Below are 23,290 nucleotides of genomic sequence, written 5' to 3' on the forward strand. Positions count from 1 at the left end.
GAGGGTGCTATCATCGCGTTAGACACGAGCGTATTATCAGAAGCCTATTTCACAAAGGACAAGATTGTGCAGCATCACATTGACTCTTATAACAAGTTTGTCAAACATGGTCTTCAAAAGATCATTAATGAACAAGGTATTATCGAGACCGATCTCGAGGATATCTATGTCAAACTTGGTAAGATAAGGGTGGAACATCCAGTAGTAAAGGAAGCAGATGGTGCAATTGAGAAATTGTATCCAAACGAGGCAAGGTTGCGTAACCTTTCTTATTCTGCTCCTCTTTTCCTGGAAATGTCTGTTGTACAGAATGGTGAGGAAGGAGAGCCAAGGGAGGCAAAGGTCGGCCAGCTTCCTGTAATGATCAAATCGGAGATCTGTAACCTTGTTGGTATAAACGATGCCGAAATGATCCAACATGGTGAGGATCCGCTTGATCCTGGGGGATATTTCATTGTAAATGGTACTGAACGTGTCGTGATGACACTTGAGGACCTTGCCCCTAACAAGATCCTTACTGAGCTCGGTGAGCGGTACGGTGACTCCATCGAAGTTTCAAAGGTGTTCTCTCAGAGGAGAGGTTACAGGGCACTGGTAGTTGTGGAAAGAGGCAGGAAATCCCTTCTGGAGATCTCATTCCCATCTATATCCGGACGTGTCAACTTCATTACATTGATGCGTGCTCTGGGTGTTGAGACCGATGAAGATGTCGCAAAGATCGTCTCGACTGATCCTGAGATAATGAAGTTCATGTTCGAGAACCTCGAAGAGGCAGAGGTCTTCACAATAGAAGATGCTATTGAGAAGATCGGTGGTCGTGTGGCTTCCGGGCAGGCAAGGGAATACCAGATGAAGCGTGCGAACTATGTGATCGACCGTTATCTTCTTCCACACCTTGGCAACGATCCTGCTGACAGGATACCAAAGGCACATTTCCTTGGTAGGATGGCAGAGTCATGTTTCGAGCTTGCTCTTAAAAGGCGCTCAGATGATGATAAGGATCACTACTCCAACAAGAGGCTTAAGTTGACCGGTGACCTTATGGAAGATCTTTTCAGGGTAGCTTTCAACCGTCTTGCACGTGATGTAAAATACCAGCTTGAAAGGGCTAACATGAGGAACAGGGAATTGAACGTAGCGACACTTGTGCGTGCGGATGTTCTTACAGACCGTCTTCAGCACCCCCTTGCCACAGGTAACTGGGTAGGCGGTAGAAGTGGTGTTTCTCAGTTGCTTGACCGCACGGATTACATCTCAACTCTTTCTCACTTAAGGCGTGTCATTTCTCCACTTTCAAGGGCGCAGCCTCACTTTGAGGCTCGTGATCTGCATCCTACTCAATGGGGACGCCTTTGTCCTTCAGAGACTCCCGAAGGTCCTAATTGTGGTCTGGTGAAGAACTTTGCCCAGATGGTCGAGCTTTCTACTGGTATAGAGGATAAGGAAGTTGTTAAGAATGTCATTTACGGACTTGGTGTAACTCCTGTGGAGATCTATGTTCCGGAAATTATCTTGGAATTGGCTGCTGATGTGGATTATGAGGAAGACTTGGAATTGACTCCTCATGATGAGGGCGAAGAACCTGCTGTCAAGGTCGAAACCGAAACCAAGGTAGAGTCTGAGCCCAACGTTGTTGATTATCATAAGTACATGGATGAAAATGCCGATCCCGTGGGCGGCGATGAGACGGAGGTGCAAGAATGACTGAAGCAAAAGTCTTCCTCGATGGAGAATTTATCGGAACTAACGATGATCCGGTAGAGCTTGTCGAGAGTATAAGGGGGCAGCGCCGCAGTGGTATGTTGCCTGATCAGTTGAATGTAACTCTTTATGAGGATATTCACGAAGTAATCATAAGCTCTGATATGGGTCGTGCAAGAAGGCCTGCCCTCGTTGTCAAAGATGGTGTTCCGCTGATCACTGAGGAACATATCGAAAAGCTCCGAGACGGCGAGATCTCGTTCCGTGATATTCTGGATATGGGTTTTGTTGAATATCTAGATGCTGAGGAGGAAGAGAATGTGTTCATTGGTCTTTATGAAAAGGACCTTACTCCTAAACACACCCATCTTGAGATCGACCCCTCCCTAATGCTTGGTATCTGTACTGGTATGGTCCCATATCCGGAGCATAATGCTTCTCCGAGGAACACCATGGGTGCAGCTATGATCAAGCAGTGTATCGGGGTTTCTTCATCCAACCTGAAACTTAGGCCTGATACACGTGCGCATGTGCTTCACTATCCGCAGAAGGCAATGACGCGTACTCAGACTTGTGATGCTATCCATTTCGATGACCGTCCGGCTGGACAGAACTTCGTTGTCGCTGTCATGTCCTACGAAGGGCATAATATTGAGGATGCACTGGTTTTCAATAAAGGTTCCATTGAGAGGGGTCTTGGAAGAAGCCACTTCCTGAGAACCTTTGAAGGTGAAGAACGCCGTTATCCTGGTGGCCAGGAAGACAAGTTCGAGATCCCTGATTCTGAGTTCAGAGGTGCCCGCAGTGCAGATGCATATGCAAACCTCGATATTGATGGTCTTGTGAACCCTGAGACAGTTGTAGGTCCAAATGATGTGCTTATCGGCAAGACGAGTCCTCCAAGGTTCCTTGAAGAGCAGTCTGACTTTGGTATAGCCATTGAACAGCGCAGGGAAAGTGCAATTACGATGCGCTCGAACGAGAAAGGTATCGTTGATACTGTTATTCTTACTGAGTCTATCAATGGTACAAGGCTTGCAAAGGTGAAGATAAGGGATGAAAGGATCCCTGAGATCGGTGACAAGTTCGCATCAAGGCACGGTCAGAAGGGAGTTATCGGTTTGATAGTTCCATATCATGATATGCCATTTACAGAACTGGGTATGGTCCCTGATCTTGTTATTAATCCTCACGCGATCCCTTCACGTATGACCGTTGCCCACGTTCTGGAAATGATCGGTGGGAAACTTGGTTCAATTGAAGGTCGGCGTATGAGGGGTACTGCATTCTCCGGTGATAAGGAGGATGGTATCCGTGCAGGGCTTCAGAGTAATGGTTTCTCGCACACAGGAAAAGAGGTGTTCAGTGATGGGGTTACCGGTAAGAAGATCCAGGCAGATGTTTTCGTTGGTGTTATCCTTTACCAGAAGCTTCACCACATGGTCGCATCAAAGATCCATGCAAGGTCCAGAGGTCCTGTGCAGGTATTGACCCGTCAGCCAACTGAGGGACGTGCTCGTGAAGGAGGTCTTAGGTTTGGTGAAATGGAAAGAGATGTACTGATCGGACACGGTGCTGCGATGACCTTGAAGGAAAGGCTTCTCGATGAGTCTGATAAGGTCGTAGAACTCGTATGTGGACACTGTGGTATGGTGGCAACCTTTGACAGGACACGTAATATCAGATACTGTTCGAACTGTGGTGCTGAAACGGACATTCACCCGGTGGAAATGAGCTATGCGTTCAAGTTGCTTCTTGATGAGATTAAATCCCTTGGGGTTGCTCCAAGACTTAGACTTGATGATGCGGTGTGATAATAATGCAGATGGACAATATGGTACCTTCAATACCAAAGAGGATCGGTGCGATCAAATTCGGTTTGATCTCTCCGCGCGAAGTACGTAAAATGAGCGTTACATCGATCATAACTGCGGATACCTATGATGATGACGGTTATCCGATAGACATGGGTCTTATGGACCTGCGTCTTGGTGTGATCGATCCTGGACTTAAATGTAAGTCTTGTGGAAGCCGTGCTGGTGAATGCCCTGGTCACTTCGGGCATATCGAACTTGTGGCACCTGTTATCCACGTTGGTTTCAATAAGATCCTTCGTAAGATCTTACGTTCGGTCTGTTGCAAGTGCAGTTCTCTTCTGCTTGAGGAAGGCAAGAAGAGGGACTTCCTTGAACAGCTGGCCAAGCAGAAGGGCATGGGTCACCTTCCTGATGATGTTATCAATAATGTCTTCAAGGAAGCAAGGAAGTCAAAGACCTGCCCTTACTGTAATGAGGAACAGCTCGATATAAAGTTCGAGAAGCCAAGTGAGTATATTGAGAATGGTCATAAGCTGACCCCTACCGAGATAAGGGACAGGTTCGAGAACATCTCAGATGATGATGTCCGTGTAATGGGGATGAACCCTGATACTGCCCGTCCTGAATGGATGATCCTTACAGTTCTTCCGGTACCTCCGGTCACTGTGAGGCCATCCATCACGCTTGAATCCGGTCAGCGCAGTGAGGATGATCTGACCCACAAGCTAGTGGACATCATTCGTATCAACCAGCGTTTCCAGGAAAACAGGGATGCTGGTGCTCCTCAGCTTATCATTGAGGACCTTTGGGAGCTTTTGCAATATCACCTTACAACTTATTTCGATAATGAGGTTTCAGGTGTACCTCCTGCCAGACACAGGTCAGGAAGGCCGCTGAAGACATTGACCCAGCGTCTTAAGGGTAAGGAAGGACGTTTCAGAGGAAGTCTGTCAGGTAAGCGTGTGAACTTCTCAGCACGTACTGTGGTATCTCCTGATCCCAACCTTAGTATCAATGAAGTCGGTGTTCCCCTTTCTATTGCACAACATATGACAATTCCTGTAAGGGTCATTTCAAAGAACCTTGATCTTATGCGTGAATATGTTCGCCGTGGACGCGAAGTTCATCCGGGTGCGAATTATGTTATCCGTGAAGATGAACGTCGTATCAAGGTCACTGATCTCAACAAAGAAGAACTTCTTGAGAAGCTCGAGCCTGGATGGACCATTGAAAGGCAGATGCAGGATGGAGATATCGTGCTGTTCAACAGGCAGCCTTCACTGCACAAGATGAGTATCATGGCTCATCGCGTAAAGGTACTCCCTAATAAGACATTCAAGCTCAATCCTGCTGTATGTCCGCCATATAATGCTGATTTTGACGGTGATGAGATGAACATGCACGTTCTTCAGACCGAAGAATCACGTGCAGAGGCCAGTATCCTTATGCAGGTTCAGGAAAACATCCTTTCCCCGCGTTTCGGTGGTCCTATCATCGGTGGTATCCACGATCACATTTCCGGTCTGTTCCTTTTGACAAGGACTCAAAATTTCATTAGTAAGAACGATGCATTGGAGCTTCTCCGCAAGTCTGAATTGCGTGAACTTCCAGAGCCTAGGGGACATCATGAAGATGGTGAGCCTTACTGGGATGGAAAGCAGATCTTCAGTCAGATCCTTCCTAAGGGACTTAATGTCGAGTTCCCTGCGCAGGTATGCTTCAAGTGTGATACCTGTAAGAAAGGGGACTGTGAGTACGATGCTTATGTTGTCATCGAAGATGGTGAGCTTATCAAAGGTACTATCGATGAGCAGGCTATAGGTGCGTTCAAAGGGCGTGTTCTTGATAAGGTCGTTAAAGAATTCGGTACCACTGCAGGTGCACAGTTCGTAGATGATTTCACAAGGCTTGCTATCAGAGGTGTTATGCACACAGGTCTGAGCTTTGGTATCAGTGATGAGGATATTCCGTTAGAGGCCAAGGAAGGCATTGCTGTAAGGCTAAAGGATGCTGAAAATGAGGTCGCTGAACTTGTTCAGGCTTATGAGGCCAAGGAACTTGAAGCTTTGCCGGGCAGGACCCTTGATGAGACCATTGAAATGAGGATCATGCAGACCCTGGGTAAAGCCAGGGATGATACTGGTGGAATGGCTGATAAGAGTCTTGGTCTTGAGAACTCTGCGGTTATAATGGCAAGGTCTGGTGCTCGTGGTTCTATTTTGAACTTGACCCAGATGGCGGCTTGTGTAGGTCAGCAGGCGGTTCGTGGTGAGCGTATCAGGAGAGGATATGCAGATAGGACCCTCCCTCATTTCGATAAGGGTGACCTTGGTGCAGATGCTCACGGTTTCGTGAAGGCAAGTTACAAGAGCGGATTGAATCCTACTGAGTATTTCTTCCACGCAATTGGTGGCCGTGAAGGTCTTGTGGATACTGCGGTCCGTACTTCTCAGTCAGGTTACCTTCAGAGGCGTCTTGTGAATGCGCTGCAGGACCTTGAGGTTCAGTATGATGGTTCTGTGCGTGAGACGAGAGGTGTCATTGTACAATTCAAGTATGGTGAAGATGGTATCGACTCCACAAAGAGTGATTATAGTAAGCCTGAGGCAATACACCGTGTTGTCAGGTCTGTTACAGGTAAGGATGTGGTATAATGTCCATCAGTGAAGCTACTATCGATTCTATGATAAGCGGTCTTCCGCTTCCAAAGACGACACTTGCTACGTTAAGAAAGGATGTAGTGGATGTCGGTGTTACAAAAAAAGAAATGGAAGAGATCATCGTACGTGTCATGGCAGACTATGACTATGCATGTGTTGAGCCCTGTGAGGCGGTAGGTGTGGTCTCTGCACAGTCCATTGGTGAACCTGGTACTCAGATGACCATGCGTACTTTCCACTACGCTGGTGTGGCTGAGATCAACGTTACGTTGGGTTTGCCACGTCTTATCGAGATCGTGGATGCAAGGAAGACTCCCAGTACTCCTATGATGACCGTTGCTCTTGTCAAAGAGCATGCTGCAGACAGGGAATTCGCAAGGAAGGTCGCATGGGAGATCGAAGCTACTCATATCGAGCATCTGGCGGACGTTACGACCGATCTTGCTAACATGAACCTTATCCTAGATCTTAACGAGAAGATGCTTTTGCAGAGGGGCATTGATGTTGATGCCATTGCTGAGAAACTCGCAGAGGGTCTTAAAGTAAATGTAAAGATCCCCAGTGAGGTTGCAAATCAGATCATTGTGATCCCGAAGGAACCTTTATACAGGGATCTGCTCCAGCTTGCCAAGAACATTCATGGTATCACTTTGAAAGGTATTGAGGGTATCAAGAGGGTAGTTATCAGAAAAGATGGCGATGAATACACTCTTTACACTGAAGGCTCAATGCTTAAGGAAATTCTCGATGTCGAAGGTATAGACCTTTCAAGGACCTCTACTAACAATATTGGTGAGATCTATGAAGTGTTCGGCATTGAGGCTGCTCGTTTTGCCATTATTAAGGAAGCCAGTGACACTCTGCGTGAGCAGGGTCTTACTGTGGATATCCGCCACCTCATGCTTGTGTCGGACATCATGACCTGTGATGGAGAGGTAAAGCAGATCGGTCGTCACGGTATTTCCGGTGAGAAGGCCAGTGTGTTTGCCCGTGCAGCGTTCGAGGTTACTGTTAATCACTTGCTTGATGCTGGTATGCGCGGTGACATCGATGAACTTAATGGTGTTACTGAGAACATTATCGTCGGTCAGCCGATCAAGCTCGGTACTGGTGATGTTCACCTGGTTGCAAGAAATCCTCTCAAAGACCTTTAAGAGCATTGGGTTGCAACCAGAAAGTAGATATAAGGATTCAGATATTAGAATACAAATCTCAAATTGACAATATGGATGGGTTGATGTAAAATGGATATTAATATTGATAAAGCACTTATCAAAGTTATCAGGACAGGTACTGTCATCATGGGCGCGAACCGCACTATTGAGGCAGCAGTTAAAAACGAAGCAAAGATGGTAGTTCTTGCATCCAACTGCCCTGCAAACATAAGAGAACAGATCGAGGCAACCAGCGTACCTATTTTAGATTATGCTGGTACAGGTGTCGATCTCGGTCCTGCATGTGGTAAGCCATTTACCATTGCTACCATGGCGATCATGGATGCAGGCGAATCCGATATACTTGCAGGGATCTAATTCAGGAGTTGTATTATTTGGGCGAGATCAGACTTTCAACAGAATGTATCAGATATATTGCACTGTTTGAAAGTGTGACTCACGCTTCTATTAAGGATTGCATTATCGATGATGATAGGGTCATTTATGTCGTAAATACTGGTGACATGGGTGCAGCTATTGGGAAATGTGGGGATAATCTCAATCGGGTGAAAAAATCCGTTGACAAACACATTGAACTCATCGAATATTCGGCCGAACCGGTTACATTTATAAAGAATGCTTTCGGTACTGTGTCTGTTAAGTCCGTCAGGATATCCAGTAAAGGCGATAAGAAAATTGCCTATGTGGATGTGGCAGCAAATAAAAAAGGGCTTGCTATAGGGCGTAATGGAAGCAATATCGATAAGATAAAAAGGGTGGTAGGTCGCCATCACTATGTCGATGATGTTATCTTACAGTGAACTTTTGTTCACACAAATGATCTAATTCAACTGATTTATTTACGAAAATTTACGGAAAATTAATTGGGAGGATAATATATGCCAAATGGAAAGTATGCAGCTCACAGACTTCAGCAGGTTCGCAAAGATGCTAGGTGGAAAGATACCAACTACAGCAGGCGTACCTTAGGTCTGGATATTAAATCTGACCCTCTAAGTGGTGCGCCACAGGGTCGTGGAATAGTTCTTGAGAAGGTGGGTGTCGAGGCAAAACAGCCTAACTCCGCTATCAGGAAATGTGTTAGGATCCAGTTGATCAAAAACGGTCGTCAGGCAACAGCTTTCTGTCCTGGTGATGGTGCTATCAATTTTATTGATGAGCACGATGAAGTGACCGTAGAAAGAATAGGTGGCCGTATGGGTGGTGCAATGGGTGATATTCCTGGCGTGCGCTTCAAGGTCATTGCTGTGAACAATGTATCATTGAGAGAAATGGTCATTGGCAGAAAGGAAAAACCAAGGAGATAATTCCATGTACAAGTTATTCGGAAAGTGGGACCTTACAGAGGTCGAAGTTGCTGACGGTGGTATCAAGAGATATGTCAACCTCGATCCTGTTATCGTGCCACATACATCAGGTAAACATGCAAGGCAGCAGTTCAACAAGTCCGACATTACGATCGTCGAGCGTCTTGTGAACAATGTAATGCGTAATGCACAGAACACTGGTAAGAAGCAGATTGCTCTTCGTATCGTGGATGAGGCTTTTGACATCGTTAACTCGAAGACAAAGAAGAATCCTGTTCAGGTTCTCGTAGAAGCTATTTCACATGCAGGTCCAAGGGAAGAAGTTGTCAGGCTTAAATACGGTGGTATCTCTGTACCAAAGGCAGTTGACACAGCTCCACAGAGGCGTGTTGACCATGCATTGAGAAATATCTCAATAGGTTCTAATCAGGCAGCTTTCAAATCAAAGCGCTCTGCAGCAGAATGCCTTGCATCCGAGCTCATCGCAGCTTCTAACCGTGATGCAAAGTGCTTCTCCATCAACAGAAAGGATGGAAAGGAAAGAGTCGCAAAGGCAGCACGTTAATCGTGTTCCTTTTTTATTTTATATAATATTCAATTGTAGGTTTTATCATGGGACGAAGGAAGAAAATGGTTGAGCGTGTTACAACGCTGATGAGCAATCCAGTAATGATCAGGAACATCGGTATTGTAGCTCACATCGATCACGGAAAAACAACTCTTTCAGATAACCTCCTCGCAGGCGCTGGGATGATCTCTAAGGAGCTCGCAGGTCGCCAGTTGTTCATGGATTCTGACGCAGAGGAGCAGGAAAGAGGTATCACAATCGACTCCGCTAACGTGTCAATGGTGCACGAATATGAGGGAGAGGAATATCTTATCAATCTTATTGATACACCAGGTCACGTTGACTTTGGTGGCGATGTAACTCGTGCAATGCGTGCAGTAGATGGCGCTGTAGTTGTCATCGATGCTGTTGAAGGTACAATGCCTCAGACCGAGACCGTTCTGAGACAGGCACTGAAAGAACACGTAAAGCCAGTACTTTTCATTAACAAAGTAGACCGTCTTATCAACGAGTTGCAGGTCGATGATCAGGAGATGCAGATCAGGCTCGGGAAGCTTATAGATCACGTAAATAAGCTTATCAAAGGTATGAACGAAGAGCGCTACAACGCAGGCTGGAAGGTAGATGCAGCTGAAGGTACTGTAGCATTCGGTTCTGCTCTTTACAACTGGGCTATCAGTGTCCCTATGATGAAGAAGACCGGTGTAAGCTTTAGTGACGTTTTCAATTACTGCCGTGCAGAAGACATGAAGGCACTTGCAGACCAATGTCCACTCCACGAAGCAGTTAACGATATGGTTATCAGATTCCTTCCAAGTCCTATCGATGCACAGAAGGGCAGGGTCGGAGCTATTTGGCATGGTGACCGTGAGGCCGGTATCGGTAAGCAGATGTCTGTTGCAGATGCCAAAGGAGATGTTGCTTTCATGGTAACTGATATTACCATGGACCAACACGCAGGAGAAGTTTCAACAGGTAGACTTTTCAGCGGTTCACTTTCCCGTGGTATGGAAGTTTACGTTTCAGGCGCATCAAAGACGAACAGAATCCAGCAGGTCGGTGTTTTCATGGGCCCTGAGAGACTTGAAGTTGATATGATCCCTGCCGGTAACATTGCAGCGGTAACAGGTCTCAGGGATGCATTTGTAGGTGCCACAGTAACCACACTTGAAGGTATGGAGCCTTTCGAGAGCATCAAGCACGCAAGTGAACCTGTAGTTACTGTTGCAGTCGAAGCAAAGCACATGAAGGACCTTCCAAAGCTCGTTGAAGTTCTTCGCCAGGTCGCTAAGGAAGACCCAACACTCAAGATCACTCTTGATGAAGAGACCGGTGAGCACTTAATGGCTGGTATGGGTGAACTTCACCTTGAGGTCATTGCTCACAGGATCGAGCGTGACAAAGGTGTAGAGATCACAACAACACCTCCACTTGTCGTATATCGTGAGACCATCACAGGTACTGCAGGTCCTGTGGAAGGTAAATCCCCTAATAGGCACAACAGATTCTATGTTATCGTCGAGCCACTGGAGCCAGAAGTCCGTGAGCTTATACGCAATGGCGAGATATCCATGAGGATGCCTGAAGTTGAGAGAAGGGAGAAGCTCATGGCAGCTGGTCTGCATAAGGATGAAGCAAAGAAGATCGCAAATATCTTCGAGAGCAATGCTTACTTCGATATGACAAAGGGTATTCAGTACCTGAACGAAACAATGGAGCTTATCCTTGAGGGATTCGCCGAGGTCATGAAGGCTGGACCACTTTCCAAGGAACCATGCATGGGTGTCAAAGTAAAGCTCATGGATGCAAAACTCCACGAGGATGCTGTCCACAGAGGCCCTGCACAGGTAATTCCTGCATCAAGACAGGCAATCCAGGCTGCAATGCTTATGGCTGATGATACGCTCTTTGAACCATATCAGAAGGTATTCATCCAGGTTCCGCAGGAGCAGATGGGTGGAGCAACCAAGGAGATCCAGGGTCGTCGCGGTGTCATTATAGACATGACTTCCGAAGGTGATACAACCATCATCGAGTCCAAAGCACCAGTTTCAGAGTTATTCGGATTCGCTGGTGATATCAGATCCGCAACAGAAGGTAGAGCAATGTGGAGTACAGAGTTCGCAGGTTTCGAACCACTTCCAATGAGCCTCATGACCGAAGTTGTTACAGGTATCCGCAAGCGAAAAGGACTCAAGGCAGCTTTGCCACAAGCAGAAGACTTTATGAGCATGTAAGGTGGATGTAAATCCATCTTTTTTCTACCTGAGACTATTCGCTGGAAAGGTTTAAGAGTAGAAACAACCATTATGCTCAAAATTACAAATTATACCAATTTAAAATAAAGGAGAATATTATCATGGCTGATAAACCACATATGAACTTAGCAGTTATCGGACACGTTGACCACGGTAAATCAACATTTGTCGGAAGATTGATGTTCGAGACAGGCGCAGTACCTGCACACCTTATCGAGAAATATAAGGCAGAAGCAAAAGAAAAGGGTAAGGAATCCTTCGCTTTTGCATGGGTTATGGACACACTCAAGGAAGAGCGTGAAAGAGGTGTAACTATCGATATCTCACACAAGAGATTCGACACCGACAAGTACTACTTTACAGTAGTGGACTGCCCAGGTCACCGTGACTTCGTAAAGAACATGATCACTGGTGCTTCCCAGGCAGATGCAGCAGTTCTCGTAGTTGCAGCACCTGATGGTGTAATGGCCCAGACAAAGGAGCACGTGTTCCTTTCAAGGACCCTTGGTATCAACCAGCTCATCGTCGCTGTGAACAAGATGGACGCAGCAGATTACAGCGAGGACAGATACAACGAGGTCAAGAAAGAAGTATCACAGCTCCTCGGTATGGTAGGATTCAAGGCAGAGGATGTCCCATTCATTCCAACCTCCGCATTCGAAGGCGACAACATAACAAAATCAAGCGCAAACACTCCATGGTACACTGGTCCTGCATTGCTTGAATGCCTCAACAATCTTACGGTGCCAAGTAAGCCAGACACACTTCCACTCCGTATCCCAGTACAGGATGCATACACCATTTCCGGTATCGGTACCGTTCCAGTAGGTAGGGTAGAAACCGGTATCATGAAGAAGGGCCAGAAGGTCACCTTCATGCCAAGCGGCGCAACTGGTGAGGTCAAGTCAATTGAGATGCACCACGAAGAATGGGATCAGGCTGTACCTGGTGACAACATCGGTTGGAACGTAAGAGGTATTGGAAAGAACGACGTCAGGAGAGGTGACGTATGTGGTCCTGCAGAGAAGCCACCATCGGTAGCTGAAGAGTTCACCGGACAGATCGTTGTCCTTCAGCACCCATCCGCTATCACAGTCGGATACACTCCTGTATTCCACTGCCACACAGCTCAGACTGCATGTACTCTCATGGCCATCAACAAGAAGTTGGATCCAAAGAGCGGTCAGGTCAAGGAAGAGAACCCAACCTACATCAAGGCTGGGGATGCAGCTATCGTTACGATCAAGCCAACAAGGCCAATGTGTATTGAGCCTGTAAGTGAGATCCCACAGCTCGGCAGATTCGCTATCCGTGATATGGGTATGACGATCGCTGCTGGTATGTGCATGAGTGTTACACAGAAGAAATAACACTCTTCTCTTTTTTTTATAGGAAAAAACATGGCACAGAAAGCAAGAATACGATTATCAGGCACAAGTCCTGTAAACCTCGATGGTGTTTGCGACCAGGTGAAAGCCATTGCAAACCGCACTGGAGTAAGCATATCCGGTCCAGTTCCACTTCCAACAAAGAAGTTGGTAGTTCCTGTAAGGAAGAGCCCAAGTGGCGACGGTACAGCAACATGGGACCACTGGGAAATGCGTGTCCACAAAAGACTTATTGACATTGCAGCTGATGAGCGTGCACTTAGACAGCTCATGAGAATTAATGTTCCAAAAGATATCAGTATTGAGATCGTACTCCAGAATTAAGTACTATTGAAAAACGACTTAAATTAGTTACAGATCTATATCTGTAACATTTCTCCTCCCACTTACTTACTTCTTTTTTTTACTTACTTATTTGAGCTTATCTTTTTATAGTAATAGTTATAAATCAATATTTGGAATTTGTTATTCTATATTCAAATGCTGTAGCATTGAGAGGTAATTATCATGACCAACGCTTTAGATACAAATGAAGAAATGATTTTAAAAGTTCTGGAAGATTCCGATGAGCCATTAAGACCTGGTGATGTTGCAGAAACTACTGGCATTGACAATAAGCTGGTTAGTAAATCACTCGCCAGTCTCAAGAAAAAAGGTCTTGTTTGTTCTCCAAAAAGATGCTATTATGATATTACAAATTAAAAAATATTAATGTTACACGATTATTTGTGTAACATTTTTTAACTTTGTTCATTCCTTATTTTGCTGGTTTTGTTGGAATTGCAAAAGTGAATGTACTTCCTTTTTCCAGCTTACTTTTTACCCCAAGACAACCGCCATGTAATTCTGCAAACTTCTTAATAAGATATAGTCCCACTCCCAACCCACTATAAACACGTGTTGATGAAGGATCAAGCTGTTTGAATGGCTCAAATAATTTATCGATGTCCTCTTCTGAAATTCCAATCCCTTTATCTGTGACCTTGAATGCTACCATCCCATCAACAGACTCTATACGTACTTTAACCGGATTTGTTTTGTCTGAGAATTTAATAGCATTCTCTATCAGATGAAAAACTGACTTTTCTACCTTCCTGATATCAGCTATAATGTGGCTTACATCTGTTAGTATTTCAAAAGATACCATTTCGGCCTGATCGGTCAGTTGCTCTTCAATACTCTCTTTAATTTCCTCGATCAGGTCTTCAATACTGATGGTCTTATAGTCCATCTCAAGATCTCCTGATTCTATCTTCGAGATCTCAAGTATTGAATTGATAATTTCCAGAAGTTTCTTTCCACTTGTGAAGATATTTCTCAGATACTTATCCTGTTTCTCATTCACATCCCCGAACTTTCTTTCAATAAGGACATCTGAAAAACCTATCACTGCGTTAAGGGGAGTCCTAAGTTCATGGCTCATATTTGCAATGAACTCGCTCTTTGTCCGACTTGCATCTTCCGCCATATACTTAGCCTTTAAAAGAGCCTGTTCAGCCTCTTTACGCTCAGTGATATCCTCGCCGGCCAGTATGCAACCTGCATTGTGTCCGTTCTCATCCTTCAATTGTGTACATTTCCAGGAACATAATCGGATCATATCTTCTTTTGTATTAATAGCACAATCGAATGGAGTTGATGCAACATCTCCGTAACAGGAAAGCATAAATGATTGAGTGACAGATTCACATATCATTTCTGGAATGATCATCTCGAACCAGTTCATATTGAACAACTCATGCTCTTTATATCCCAGAAGCTCGCAGGCTTTCTTATTCACCAGTGATATCCTGAAATCATTGTTAATGACGATTATCGCAACTCCGGCCACATCCAGATAATGTTGAGCTTTTTCCTTCTCTTTCATAAGCTCGAACTCTATCCTCTTAAGTTGGGCAATATTGACCATTATGCCATTGATACCAACTACCTTTCCATCCTTTACAATGCCTTTTGATGAGGTGTGGACATAGGTTATACTGCCTGTTTTTGACACTATCCTGAACATATATGGCTTGTGTTCGCCTTCAAGCGTAAGGTCAATATCCTGAAGCAGACCGGGAAGGTCCTCTGGGTGGATGTACTGTGTAAAAGAGGTACCCATTACTTCTTCGGGGGTATATCCGGTAAATTTTTCAATAGCAGGGCTGATGTATGTGAAATTGCCTTGTCTATTGATGCTGAATATAACATCATTGAGGTTTTCAATGTGTAATTTACAGAACTCTTCTATCTCTTCTACTTTTTCGTTAGCAAGCTTGAGTTTTGTCCTGAGTTCTTCACTCTCATTCTCAAGTTCTGTTACCTTCTCTGAGATATCCATATTATTTACCGCGATTATTACTTTAACCTATTATCGTTCCTTCATTGATACTAATACACATGGATCTCTCAAACTGATAATAATGCATCATGTTCAATTAATACAATTCTATATTAATATGTTTTTTATCATACTATTATATTAATGAACTAATGTTGAGTTAGTAAGCTATTCCTAAATCTGAATTAAATCCCTACGGGTCTACTGATTTCATCTTTATAAATATGCTGTTATAGAAAAACCGCAGTTTCAAAAAAAATGGATGCATTTTCGTTCAGATCATGCCTCATCTAAACCTATTAGTTAATATAGTTAATTTCACATAATCTAAATTCATTCAAATGGGCCCGTAGTGTAGTGGATATCACTTTAGCCTCCGGAGCTTAGAACCCGGGTTCGATTCCCGGCGGGCCCGTCATCCACTCCTTTTTCTTCCGGAATTTATAACTTATAAAGCTTTTCAAGATAACTTTTGATCCTGCAGTAGATGAAGTTCCTGTATCCTGTACTATCAGGGATATCGAAGGTCACTATTCCTTCCACATTCCAGAATACATTCTTGACTATCTTCCTCTCTTCCATATCATCCACAAAGAACCGGACCTTGCTAAAATCATCCACTGCCTGTCTCCAGTCGCCTGCTCTCATTTTAGACGGGTCTTTACTGCAAAGCACTTCAAATTGCTGCAATCCGAATGCATAGGTCTCAAACCATTGCCTGTCTTCCTTTGTCAGTGCAATGATCCCCTGCTTTGCATCATCTGTCATCTGTTTGACAAGTAGGTCTATATCCTGACTTGTAAACTCATTCCTGTCAAATTTCTTAAAGAACACATCTAATTTTTCCACAATTTTTTCCCCCTATACTAAATAATTATGTTCCCTATCAATAGATAAACATTCCCTTTATTTTTTCACAGATTTATTGACTCCTTATATTGTCAAGCTGGCAGTATTATCCAGGTAGATGGCAAAACTGGAATGAGAAGAATACAATTACCTCTAGTTGTCCTTCGGTTGCCGCCTGGGTGGACGTACATCCACACAGGGGCGATTCAGATAGTTATGTGTGGATAAACCAGGGTAATATCAAAAAGTTCAACACATGCAATATATGGGCTATCTTATGATTCTTAGAAGATTAGCTCAAAGTCCAGGTATAAATAAAAGAATTCATCCACATCTTTTCAGGCATTCAAGAGCTACCGAATTAGCAAACCATTTAACACAAGCTCAAATGGAATCTCACTTAGGATGTATATACAGTTCGATGATGCCAGCGACCTATATTCATTTATCCGGGGTGCAGGTTGATGATGCCCTTTTGAAAATGCATGGATTAAAACAAGATAATCCAATTCCTATATTGTCCTATCAGGTATGTGCACGATGTAAACATAAGAACGGTGCTACGTCTGACTTCTGTGCTCAATGTGGTGCAGCTCTCCGGGTAGAAACTGCAATTTCTATGGATGAGAAGCGAGAGGAACTTATGCTTAAGTTGATGGGGCTTGTGGAGAATGATCCGAATATTGCTAGGATATTGAATGGAGATTTGTAAGAAAGAACATATTAAATTATTGAATGGGGATGGGGGCTTTCGAAAAGTTTATAATTCCCCCATCCCTATATGAACTATGGCAAAAAGACCCTATCGTGTAGAAGTCAATTATCCTAAAGATAAAAAACCAAGATATTTCTTAGTGAAAGATGTTTGGTTTAAAGGGAAAAAGAGTAAAATTAAGAAATCATTAGGCACAAATCCTCCATCTGAAGATGACATCAAGCGATATACTGATGAATTTGCATTTGAAATTGAGTTCAAGGTAGCGGAGAAAAAAGCAGAATTTAGCAGTAACATGTTCAATTTTGATTACTTAAATCTAGAAAAAGTAAAAGAAATTGAAAGATTGAGGTTTTTGTACAAAACTTTCACTGAGCTTCTTACAACAAATGAAATTGAAGCTTATGAACAAAGTTTTGAAATTAATTACGTTCAAGGAACGACTTCCATAGAAGGAAATACATTTTCCCTTCAAGAAGCTCGTGATCTTCTTGTAGATGGAATAATTCCAAAAGATAAACCACTAAGAGAAATAAATGAAATTCAAAATTTTAAAAAAGTAAAGCAATATCGTGATAATTATAAAGGTAAAGTTACAATTGAATTTATAAAAAATCTGCACTACATGATTATGGATAACATCGATTATGAATCTGCGGGTATTTTTAGGAGAACTGATGATATTGTTATTACGGGATGTGATTTACAAGTTGCTCCCTCTTTATTGATTGAAGATGACTTAACTCTCATAATAAATGAATATTATAGTTCTATAGAAAATAACAAATATACATTTGAACAAGCTGTGCTATTTCACTACAAATTTGAGATGATTCATCCTTTTGCAGATGGAAATGGAAGAGTAGGTCGTGAAATTTTTAATTATATGTTGAATCGTGAAAACTATCCTAAGCTTCTATTTTTAGGTGATGATAGGGAAATGTACATAAAATCACTAAAATATGGCAATAAAGATGAATTTGAACCCATGGTTAAAATGTTTGTAAACTTAATTTTAAGTCAGCGTTATGAGATACTCATAAAAAATCTACGGAAAGTAGTCATTCCTCAAAAGAGAGGTGGACAAATGAGACTTACTGATTTTGATAATATGTAATCCATAACCCTGATGGATCCTTAAGTGATTCCCTGGGCGCCGCTAAAACGTGCGGCTCCTAAAATCGCTTGCGTTTAACTATGCGTCCGAAACGACAAATTAAGTTAAGGAGTCAAGTTCTTCGATGGTGTCATAGAAGTCTAGGATCTTGATCCATCTGACGGAAAAAACTTATTAAGAAACCCTTTCATAAATATCTATATCTATTATATGGGGGACAAATAATGAGAAAAGAACTTACTATCTTATTGATACTGATAAGTGCATTTATGGTCATAGGGTGCACAGGTTATGATTCTGGGGATCAGGAACCAGTGCCTGAAAATGGTGGAGAAGCTCAACCCAATGCGGCTGAACTCTATGAGCAGATAACTCAAGAGGACAATTACAAAGAATGGGGTATCTGGCCTGGATTTGTCGAACTTAGTGAAGGCAAAGACATACACGGTGAGCTGATAACCATCTATGTGTCAGATAATGCTTTCACCGCCATCGAGGATAAAGAAGATGTAATGCCCGATGGTAGCATTATCGTAAAAGAAGGCTACAATCCGGATGAGGAACTTGAAAGGGTCCTTGTGATGTACAAAGTAAAGGATTATGATCCCGAGAATAACGACTGGTTCTGGGCACTTTATTCACCGCAAGGTGAGGTGACTACTGAGGGTAAGGTCGCAGGTTGCATCGATTGCCATTCAGCAAATGAAGATAATGATTATCTTTTTACAGGCGATCTAAGCTGAGTCCGTTCTACGGACTCTTTACACTTTTTCCAACATCTCTCTCACATGTGCATGAGAGTCAAAGTTTTATCATTTTTAGAGAGGAAAATAGGATTAACCTCGATTTCTCTTGGAGTTTTTGAAAGTCATTTTCGAGCTGAATGTCTCAATAGTGAGACATAGTCCTTATGAGTGTACCTAAGGGGATAGGGTAAAAAAGCCACATGCGGCACTTTGTGGTGCAATCGTTGCCGAATACAAATGCAAAAACTCTTAGATTGTTTGTTACTCGGTATCGTTAGAGATGATGCAATATTTGGGTAAGAGTACCAGCAGAACATATCTGTTCCAATGGTTCCACCAGAAATAATAAAGTTAGAATGGAAAATTTGACGAAATATCAAAGACTAAAAAAATTATGTCAAACTTAACTGAAAAAAAATGATTAAACATTTTTTAAATTTAACAAAATTAGAAAAAGGTAAATATTAAGATTTAGATGGGATTTGTGAATTCAAATCTAATCTTTCACATTTTAATTATTGCTATAGTTAGCATCTACAATTTTCACTATAGAATTGCCTGAAATCTTATCCATCACAGCAATTCCTCATAATATTTCTGACACAAGAATGAACTCAAGATTGAACCCATGCTGTAGAATTAAGAAAGATTTAATTAGCATCAACTCAGCTTATCAAGTGATTTTAGGAAGGATTTTTAATGACTAATGAAAAAGTAATGCAACTTATCCGGGAAGCTGCTCTAAATAATCTCACAACACTTTATTTATCTAACAACAAACTTACGCAACTTCCACCGGAAATTGTAGAAATCAAAAATCTCAGAATACTTTTCCTATCTAACAACAGGTTTACACAATTTCCAATGGAATTAGTAGAACTCAAAAATCTCATAGTACTTGATTTATCTAGCAATAGGCTTACGCAATTTCCAATGGAATTAGTAGAACTCAAAAATCTCAAAACACTTTTCTTATCGGATAATCAATTTACGCAACTTCCACCGGAAATTGTAGAACTCACAAATCTCACAACACTTGATCTATCTGGCAATCAACTTACGCAACTTCCACCGGAAATTGTAGAATTCAAAAATCTCACAACACTTGATCTATCTGGCAATCAACTTACACAACTTCCACTGGAAATTGTGGAACTCAAAAATCTCACAACACTTGTTCTATCTGACAATCAACTTACGCAACTTCCATTGGAAATTGTAGAACTCACAAATCTCACAACACTTGAATTATCGAACAATCAACTTACGCAACTTCCTCCAGAAATTGTAGAACTCACAAATCTCACAACACTTGAATTATCGAACAATCAACTTACGCAACTTCCATCGGAAATTGTAGAACTCACAAATCTCACAACACTTGATTTATCGAACAATCAACTTACGCAACTTCCACAGGAAATTATATATTTACAAAATCTCACAAATTTTCATTTAATTGGCAACAAGCTTAAGCAGCTTCCAATGGAATTAGGAGAACTCAAAAATCTCACAATACTTGATTTATCTGGTAACTGGCTTAAGCAACTTCCAATGGAATTAGCAGAACTCAAAAATCTCACAAGGCTTTATTTAGCCAGCAACAGGCTTAAGCAACTTCCAATAGAATTAGGAGAACTCAAAAATCTCACAGAACTTAGCTTAAGTGACAATCAACTTTTGCAACTTCCACCGGAAATTGTAGAACTCAAAAATCTCACAATACTTGATTTATCTGACAATCAACTTACGCAACTTCCACCGGAAATTGTAGAACTCAAAAATCTCACAGAACTTAGCTTAAGTGACAACAAACTTACGCAACTTCCATCGGAAATTGTAGAACTCAAAAATCTCACAACACTTGATTTATCTGCCAATCAACTTACGCAATTTCCAATGGAAATAGTAGAACTCAAAAATCTCACAGTACTTGCTTTAGGTGCTAATGAGCTTACACAACTTCCAATAGAATTAGGAGAACTCAAAAATCTCACAGCACTTTATTTATATTTCAATAAGCTTACACAACTTCCATCGGAAATAGCAGAACTCAAAAATCTCACAACACTTGAATTATCGAACAATCAACTTACGCAACTTCCACCGAAAATTATAGAACTTGGGTTGGATTTTAAATTCAATTTCGCGGATTTTGATGGAATCTTTCTTCAGGAAAATCCTCTTGAAAATCCACCAATCGATATTATCAAAAGAGGAAGATCAGCTTTAGTCGAATATTTTAGTTCACTTGAAAATGAAGAAAAAATGCCCATCAATGAAGTAAAAGTGTTGCTGGTAGGATATGGTGGTGCAGGCAAAACATCTTTAGTAAAAAGGCTTGTTGATGATAAATTTAATGAGCACGAATCTCAAACGCCGGGGATTAGCATAACAAATTGGAATGTTACTGAAAAAGATAAAGATATTAAAATTAATCTCTGGGATTTTGGTGGACAGGAGATTATGCATGCAACTCACCAGTTTTTTTTATCAAAAAGAAGCCTTTACATTTTGGTTTTGGATGGTAGGAAAGATGAAAAAACAGAATACTGGTTAAAACATATAGAAAGCCTTGGTGGAGATTCACCTATTTTTGTTGTGTTAAATAAAATTGATGAGAATCCTGGTTTTGAGGTTAATAGGAAATTTTTGCAAGATAAGTATCCATCAATAAGTGATTTTTATCCTATTTCGTGTAAAGATAATGAAGGAATTAATATTCTATTTTCGGACTTAAAAAAAGAGCTTGTAAACATTAAACACATAGAAACTACTTGGCCTAAAAGTTGGTTCAATGTGAAGAATAAACTTGAAAACATGACTCAACATTTCATAAGTTATAATAATTATAAACAAATATGCAATGAGGAAGGCATAACTGAAAATACTGCTCAAACAACATTAATCGATTTCTTAAATGATCTTGGAATTGCATTGAATTTTAAGGACTTCGATTTAAAGGACACACACGTACTTGAACCCAAATGGATTACGAGTGCTGTCTATAAAATAATTAATTCTAAGAAGTTGGCAAATTGCAATGGTGTTTTAGATTTAAAGTTTATAGAATCTATTCTGCAGAATAAAGACGAGGATGATTACTATTATCCAGCTGAAAAATATACTTTCATAATAAATTTGATGAAAAGATTTGAATTGTGCTATTCAATAGGCACAGAAAAGATACTTGTGCCGGACTTATTAGAAATCGGAGAGCCTGAGTTCAATTTCGATTATGAAGATAAAATAAGTTTCCTGATTGATTACAATGACTTTCTTCCAAAATCAATTCTACCACGTTTTATTGTGAAAATGAACGAAGATATCAAAGGTAACTTAAGGTGGAGGACAGGTGTTGTTCTTGAAAATAAAAAATATGATTCTTGCGCTGTAGTAAAATCGGATGACGATGCAAAAAAAATCTATATTGATGTAGCAGGGACTCAAAAAAGAGATTATTTTTCTATTATTCTGAATAACTTCAGAATCATTAATAGTAGTTTTCCAAATTTAAATGCAATCGAAAAAGTTCCTTTACCGGATAATCCAAAAATTGCAATATCATATCTTCATTTAATCAAATTGGAATCTTTAAAAAAGCCAACTTACATTCCAGAAGGGGCTGATAGAGAATACTCTGTCGGAAAATTATTGGGAAACGTTAACGTTGAATCTATTATTGAAACTAAAATAGCAGAAGGAGGAAGTACAATAACTCATATTGGAGACACACATTATCACAATGGTATGGAAGTAATTGGTGCACAAGGTCAAAATGCTCGGGGAAATGTCAACATGGATAACTTTTCACAAATTTGGCAGGTGAACAAAGAGAGAATAAAGCTTGGAGAATTAGCTGAAGAACTAATCAATCTTAAAGTTGCTATGCAAGAAAATGCTGAATCTGGTGATCAATATGAATCAATAACTAATGTTGTACATGCAAAGGAATCTGCTGAAAAAGGAGATGGACCAATAACTATGGAATATTTATCCAAGGCTGGAAAATGGGCTTATACTATTGCAGATAAAATTGGTGCTCCTATGGCTGTTGCTGCATTGGCAAGTGCATTAGGTTTTTAAAAAGTTTAAATACTAATCACAAACTCCATAGCTAAAGCCCACCCAACAAGCCGACTATACCTCATCGTGTTATGAGTAGACAGAACAGAAGCACGCTTGTTAATACCAAGCTCCTTGAACTCCTTGTTAAGCTTTTCAGCTTCCCGGATGGTTTCAACAACTACCTTTTCAAAGGTTGGAGTTCTTGATTGCTTTTTCTTTATTGGTTTCAGGTTCTTAGCCCTGTCACGATAACGGTGAATCATCCCGGAATCAATGAAATATTCTCCATCTATCTTCTTAAGACCAATGTCCAGAGCTGTAACTATGGAAAGCAAAGGATCTCTGAGTTGTTCCCATACTGAACGTTTCTTGAAGAACACGCACGTATGATCGCTTCTGTTTATGTCTATCAATCCCTGTGTTCTTAGGGAACTGATGTAACGCCAGAGGGTACTTTTTGAAATGTCAAGGTTATCTAATATATCCTGAAAGTCTGCACAGCCTTCGGACTGTAATCCTATGTATGCAAGGACCTTCAAGGCTCTGAATGGATTATCTTCTCGGGCTTTAAACTTGACAAACAAAGTCTATTTATGGG

Annotated in this window: 19 protein-coding genes and 1 tRNA gene; 17 read left to right on the forward strand and 3 right to left on the reverse strand. The window is 41.6% G+C overall.

All coding sequences use genetic code 11. The features are described from left to right. The first annotated feature begins 66 nt into the window (after positions 1–66). The 12 genes from PBV53_RS06710 to PBV53_RS06765 all read left to right on the forward strand — a co-directional run bounded on the left by PBV53_RS06710 (position 67) and on the right by PBV53_RS06765 (position 13,576). On the forward strand, positions 67–1,704 hold the full coding sequence (locus PBV53_RS06710; RefSeq protein ID WP_374708513.1) for a DNA-directed RNA polymerase subunit B'': 1,638 nt from the start codon (positions 67–69) through the stop codon (positions 1,702–1,704). Then, complete coding sequence (rpoB, locus tag PBV53_RS06715; RefSeq protein ID WP_270096381.1) at positions 1,701–3,515, forward strand: DNA-directed RNA polymerase subunit B; 1,815 nt, start codon at positions 1,701–1,703, stop codon at positions 3,513–3,515. Before PBV53_RS06710 ends, rpoB begins: the two co-directional genes overlap by 4 nt. A gap of 11 nt (positions 3,516–3,526) precedes the next feature. Then, positions 3,527–6,172 carry a DNA-directed RNA polymerase subunit A' gene (locus PBV53_RS06720; protein WP_270096676.1) on the forward strand — a complete coding sequence of 882 codons (2,646 nt, stop codon included), beginning with the start codon at positions 3,527–3,529 and terminating at the stop codon, positions 6,170–6,172. Between the two features lie 29 nt (positions 6,173–6,201). Beyond that, positions 6,202–7,332 carry a DNA-directed RNA polymerase subunit A'' gene (gene rpoA2 / locus PBV53_RS06725; RefSeq protein WP_438941552.1) on the forward strand — a complete coding sequence of 377 codons (1,131 nt, stop codon included), beginning with the start codon at positions 6,202–6,204 and terminating at the stop codon, positions 7,330–7,332. Between the two features lie 90 nt (positions 7,333–7,422). After that, a complete protein-coding gene (locus PBV53_RS06730) occupies positions 7,423–7,710 on the forward strand; it encodes a 50S ribosomal protein L30e (RefSeq protein ID WP_250867880.1) in 288 nt (95 codons plus the stop codon). A gap of 17 nt (positions 7,711–7,727) precedes the next feature. Further along, positions 7,728–8,153 (forward strand): NusA-like transcription termination signal-binding factor, encoded by a 426-nt coding sequence (locus PBV53_RS06735; protein WP_270096383.1) that lies wholly within the window; start codon positions 7,728–7,730, stop codon positions 8,151–8,153. 78 nt (positions 8,154–8,231) lie between these two features. Further along, positions 8,232–8,660 carry a 30S ribosomal protein S12 gene (locus PBV53_RS06740; RefSeq protein ID WP_250867882.1) on the forward strand — a complete coding sequence of 143 codons (429 nt, stop codon included), beginning with the start codon at positions 8,232–8,234 and terminating at the stop codon, positions 8,658–8,660. 4 nt (positions 8,661–8,664) lie between these two features. Continuing rightward, positions 8,665–9,225, forward strand: coding sequence for a 30S ribosomal protein S7 (locus tag PBV53_RS06745; RefSeq protein ID WP_270096384.1), 561 nt, complete (start codon positions 8,665–8,667; stop codon positions 9,223–9,225). 47 nt (positions 9,226–9,272) lie between these two features. After that, a complete protein-coding gene (locus PBV53_RS06750; RefSeq protein WP_270096385.1) occupies positions 9,273–11,465 on the forward strand; it encodes an elongation factor EF-2 in 2,193 nt (730 codons plus the stop codon). A gap of 119 nt (positions 11,466–11,584) precedes the next feature. Further along, positions 11,585–12,856 carry a translation elongation factor EF-1 subunit alpha gene (gene tuf / locus PBV53_RS06755; RefSeq protein WP_270096677.1) on the forward strand — a complete coding sequence of 424 codons (1,272 nt, stop codon included), beginning with the start codon at positions 11,585–11,587 and terminating at the stop codon, positions 12,854–12,856. Between the two features lie 30 nt (positions 12,857–12,886). Further along, on the forward strand, positions 12,887–13,198 hold the full coding sequence (gene rpsJ, locus PBV53_RS06760) for a 30S ribosomal protein S10 (RefSeq protein ID WP_250867885.1): 312 nt from the start codon (positions 12,887–12,889) through the stop codon (positions 13,196–13,198). 183 nt (positions 13,199–13,381) lie between these two features. Beyond that, positions 13,382–13,576: an ArsR family transcriptional regulator gene (locus PBV53_RS06765; RefSeq protein ID WP_270096386.1), complete on the forward strand. Its 195-nt coding sequence runs from the start codon at positions 13,382–13,384 to the stop codon at positions 13,574–13,576. Between the two features lie 55 nt (positions 13,577–13,631). Here the strand turns inward: PBV53_RS06765 and PBV53_RS06770 are convergent, their stop codons facing one another. Further along, entirely contained in the window at positions 13,632–15,197 is a 1,566-nt protein-coding gene (locus PBV53_RS06770; protein WP_270096387.1) for a sensor histidine kinase, read from the reverse strand. A gap of 343 nt (positions 15,198–15,540) precedes the next feature. On the opposite strand from PBV53_RS06770, the gene PBV53_RS06775 reads away from it, so the two are divergent. After that, positions 15,541–15,612: transfer RNA gene (locus PBV53_RS06775), tRNA-Arg, on the forward strand. A 26-nt stretch (positions 15,613–15,638) separates the two neighbouring features. Here PBV53_RS06775 and PBV53_RS06780 read toward each other — a convergent pair. Next, the gene (locus tag PBV53_RS06780; RefSeq protein WP_270096388.1) at positions 15,639–16,046 is read right to left on the reverse strand and encodes a hypothetical protein; all 408 of its coding nucleotides are present in this window, start codon (positions 16,044–16,046) and stop codon (positions 15,639–15,641) included. Between the two features lie 388 nt (positions 16,047–16,434). On the opposite strand from PBV53_RS06780, the gene PBV53_RS06785 reads away from it, so the two are divergent. The 4 genes from PBV53_RS06785 (at position 16,435) to PBV53_RS06800 (ending at position 22,710) form a co-directional block, all read left to right on the forward strand. Continuing rightward, positions 16,435–16,758, forward strand: a complete 324-nt coding sequence (locus PBV53_RS06785; protein ID WP_270096389.1) for a hypothetical protein — start codon at positions 16,435–16,437, stop codon at positions 16,756–16,758. Between the two features lie 76 nt (positions 16,759–16,834). Continuing rightward, positions 16,835–17,878 carry a Fic family protein gene (locus PBV53_RS06790; protein ID WP_270096390.1) on the forward strand — a complete coding sequence of 348 codons (1,044 nt, stop codon included), beginning with the start codon at positions 16,835–16,837 and terminating at the stop codon, positions 17,876–17,878. Between the two features lie 224 nt (positions 17,879–18,102). Continuing rightward, positions 18,103–18,621 carry a cytochrome P460 family protein gene (locus PBV53_RS06795; RefSeq protein WP_270096391.1) on the forward strand — a complete coding sequence of 173 codons (519 nt, stop codon included), beginning with the start codon at positions 18,103–18,105 and terminating at the stop codon, positions 18,619–18,621. A gap of 702 nt (positions 18,622–19,323) precedes the next feature. Next, entirely contained in the window at positions 19,324–22,710 is a 3,387-nt protein-coding gene (locus PBV53_RS06800; protein WP_270096392.1) for a leucine-rich repeat domain-containing protein, read from the forward strand. A gap of 5 nt (positions 22,711–22,715) precedes the next feature. On the opposite strand, the gene PBV53_RS06805 is transcribed toward PBV53_RS06800, so the two are convergent. Then, positions 22,716–23,276 (reverse strand): hypothetical protein, encoded by a 561-nt coding sequence (locus PBV53_RS06805; protein WP_270096393.1) that lies wholly within the window; start codon positions 23,274–23,276, stop codon positions 22,716–22,718. Positions 23,277–23,290 lie beyond the last annotated feature (14 nt).

The organism is Methanococcoides alaskense (genome assembly GCF_027594145.1).
In the GTDB taxonomy this organism is placed as follows: Archaea; Halobacteriota; Methanosarcinia; order Methanosarcinales; family Methanosarcinaceae; genus Methanococcoides; species Methanococcoides alaskense.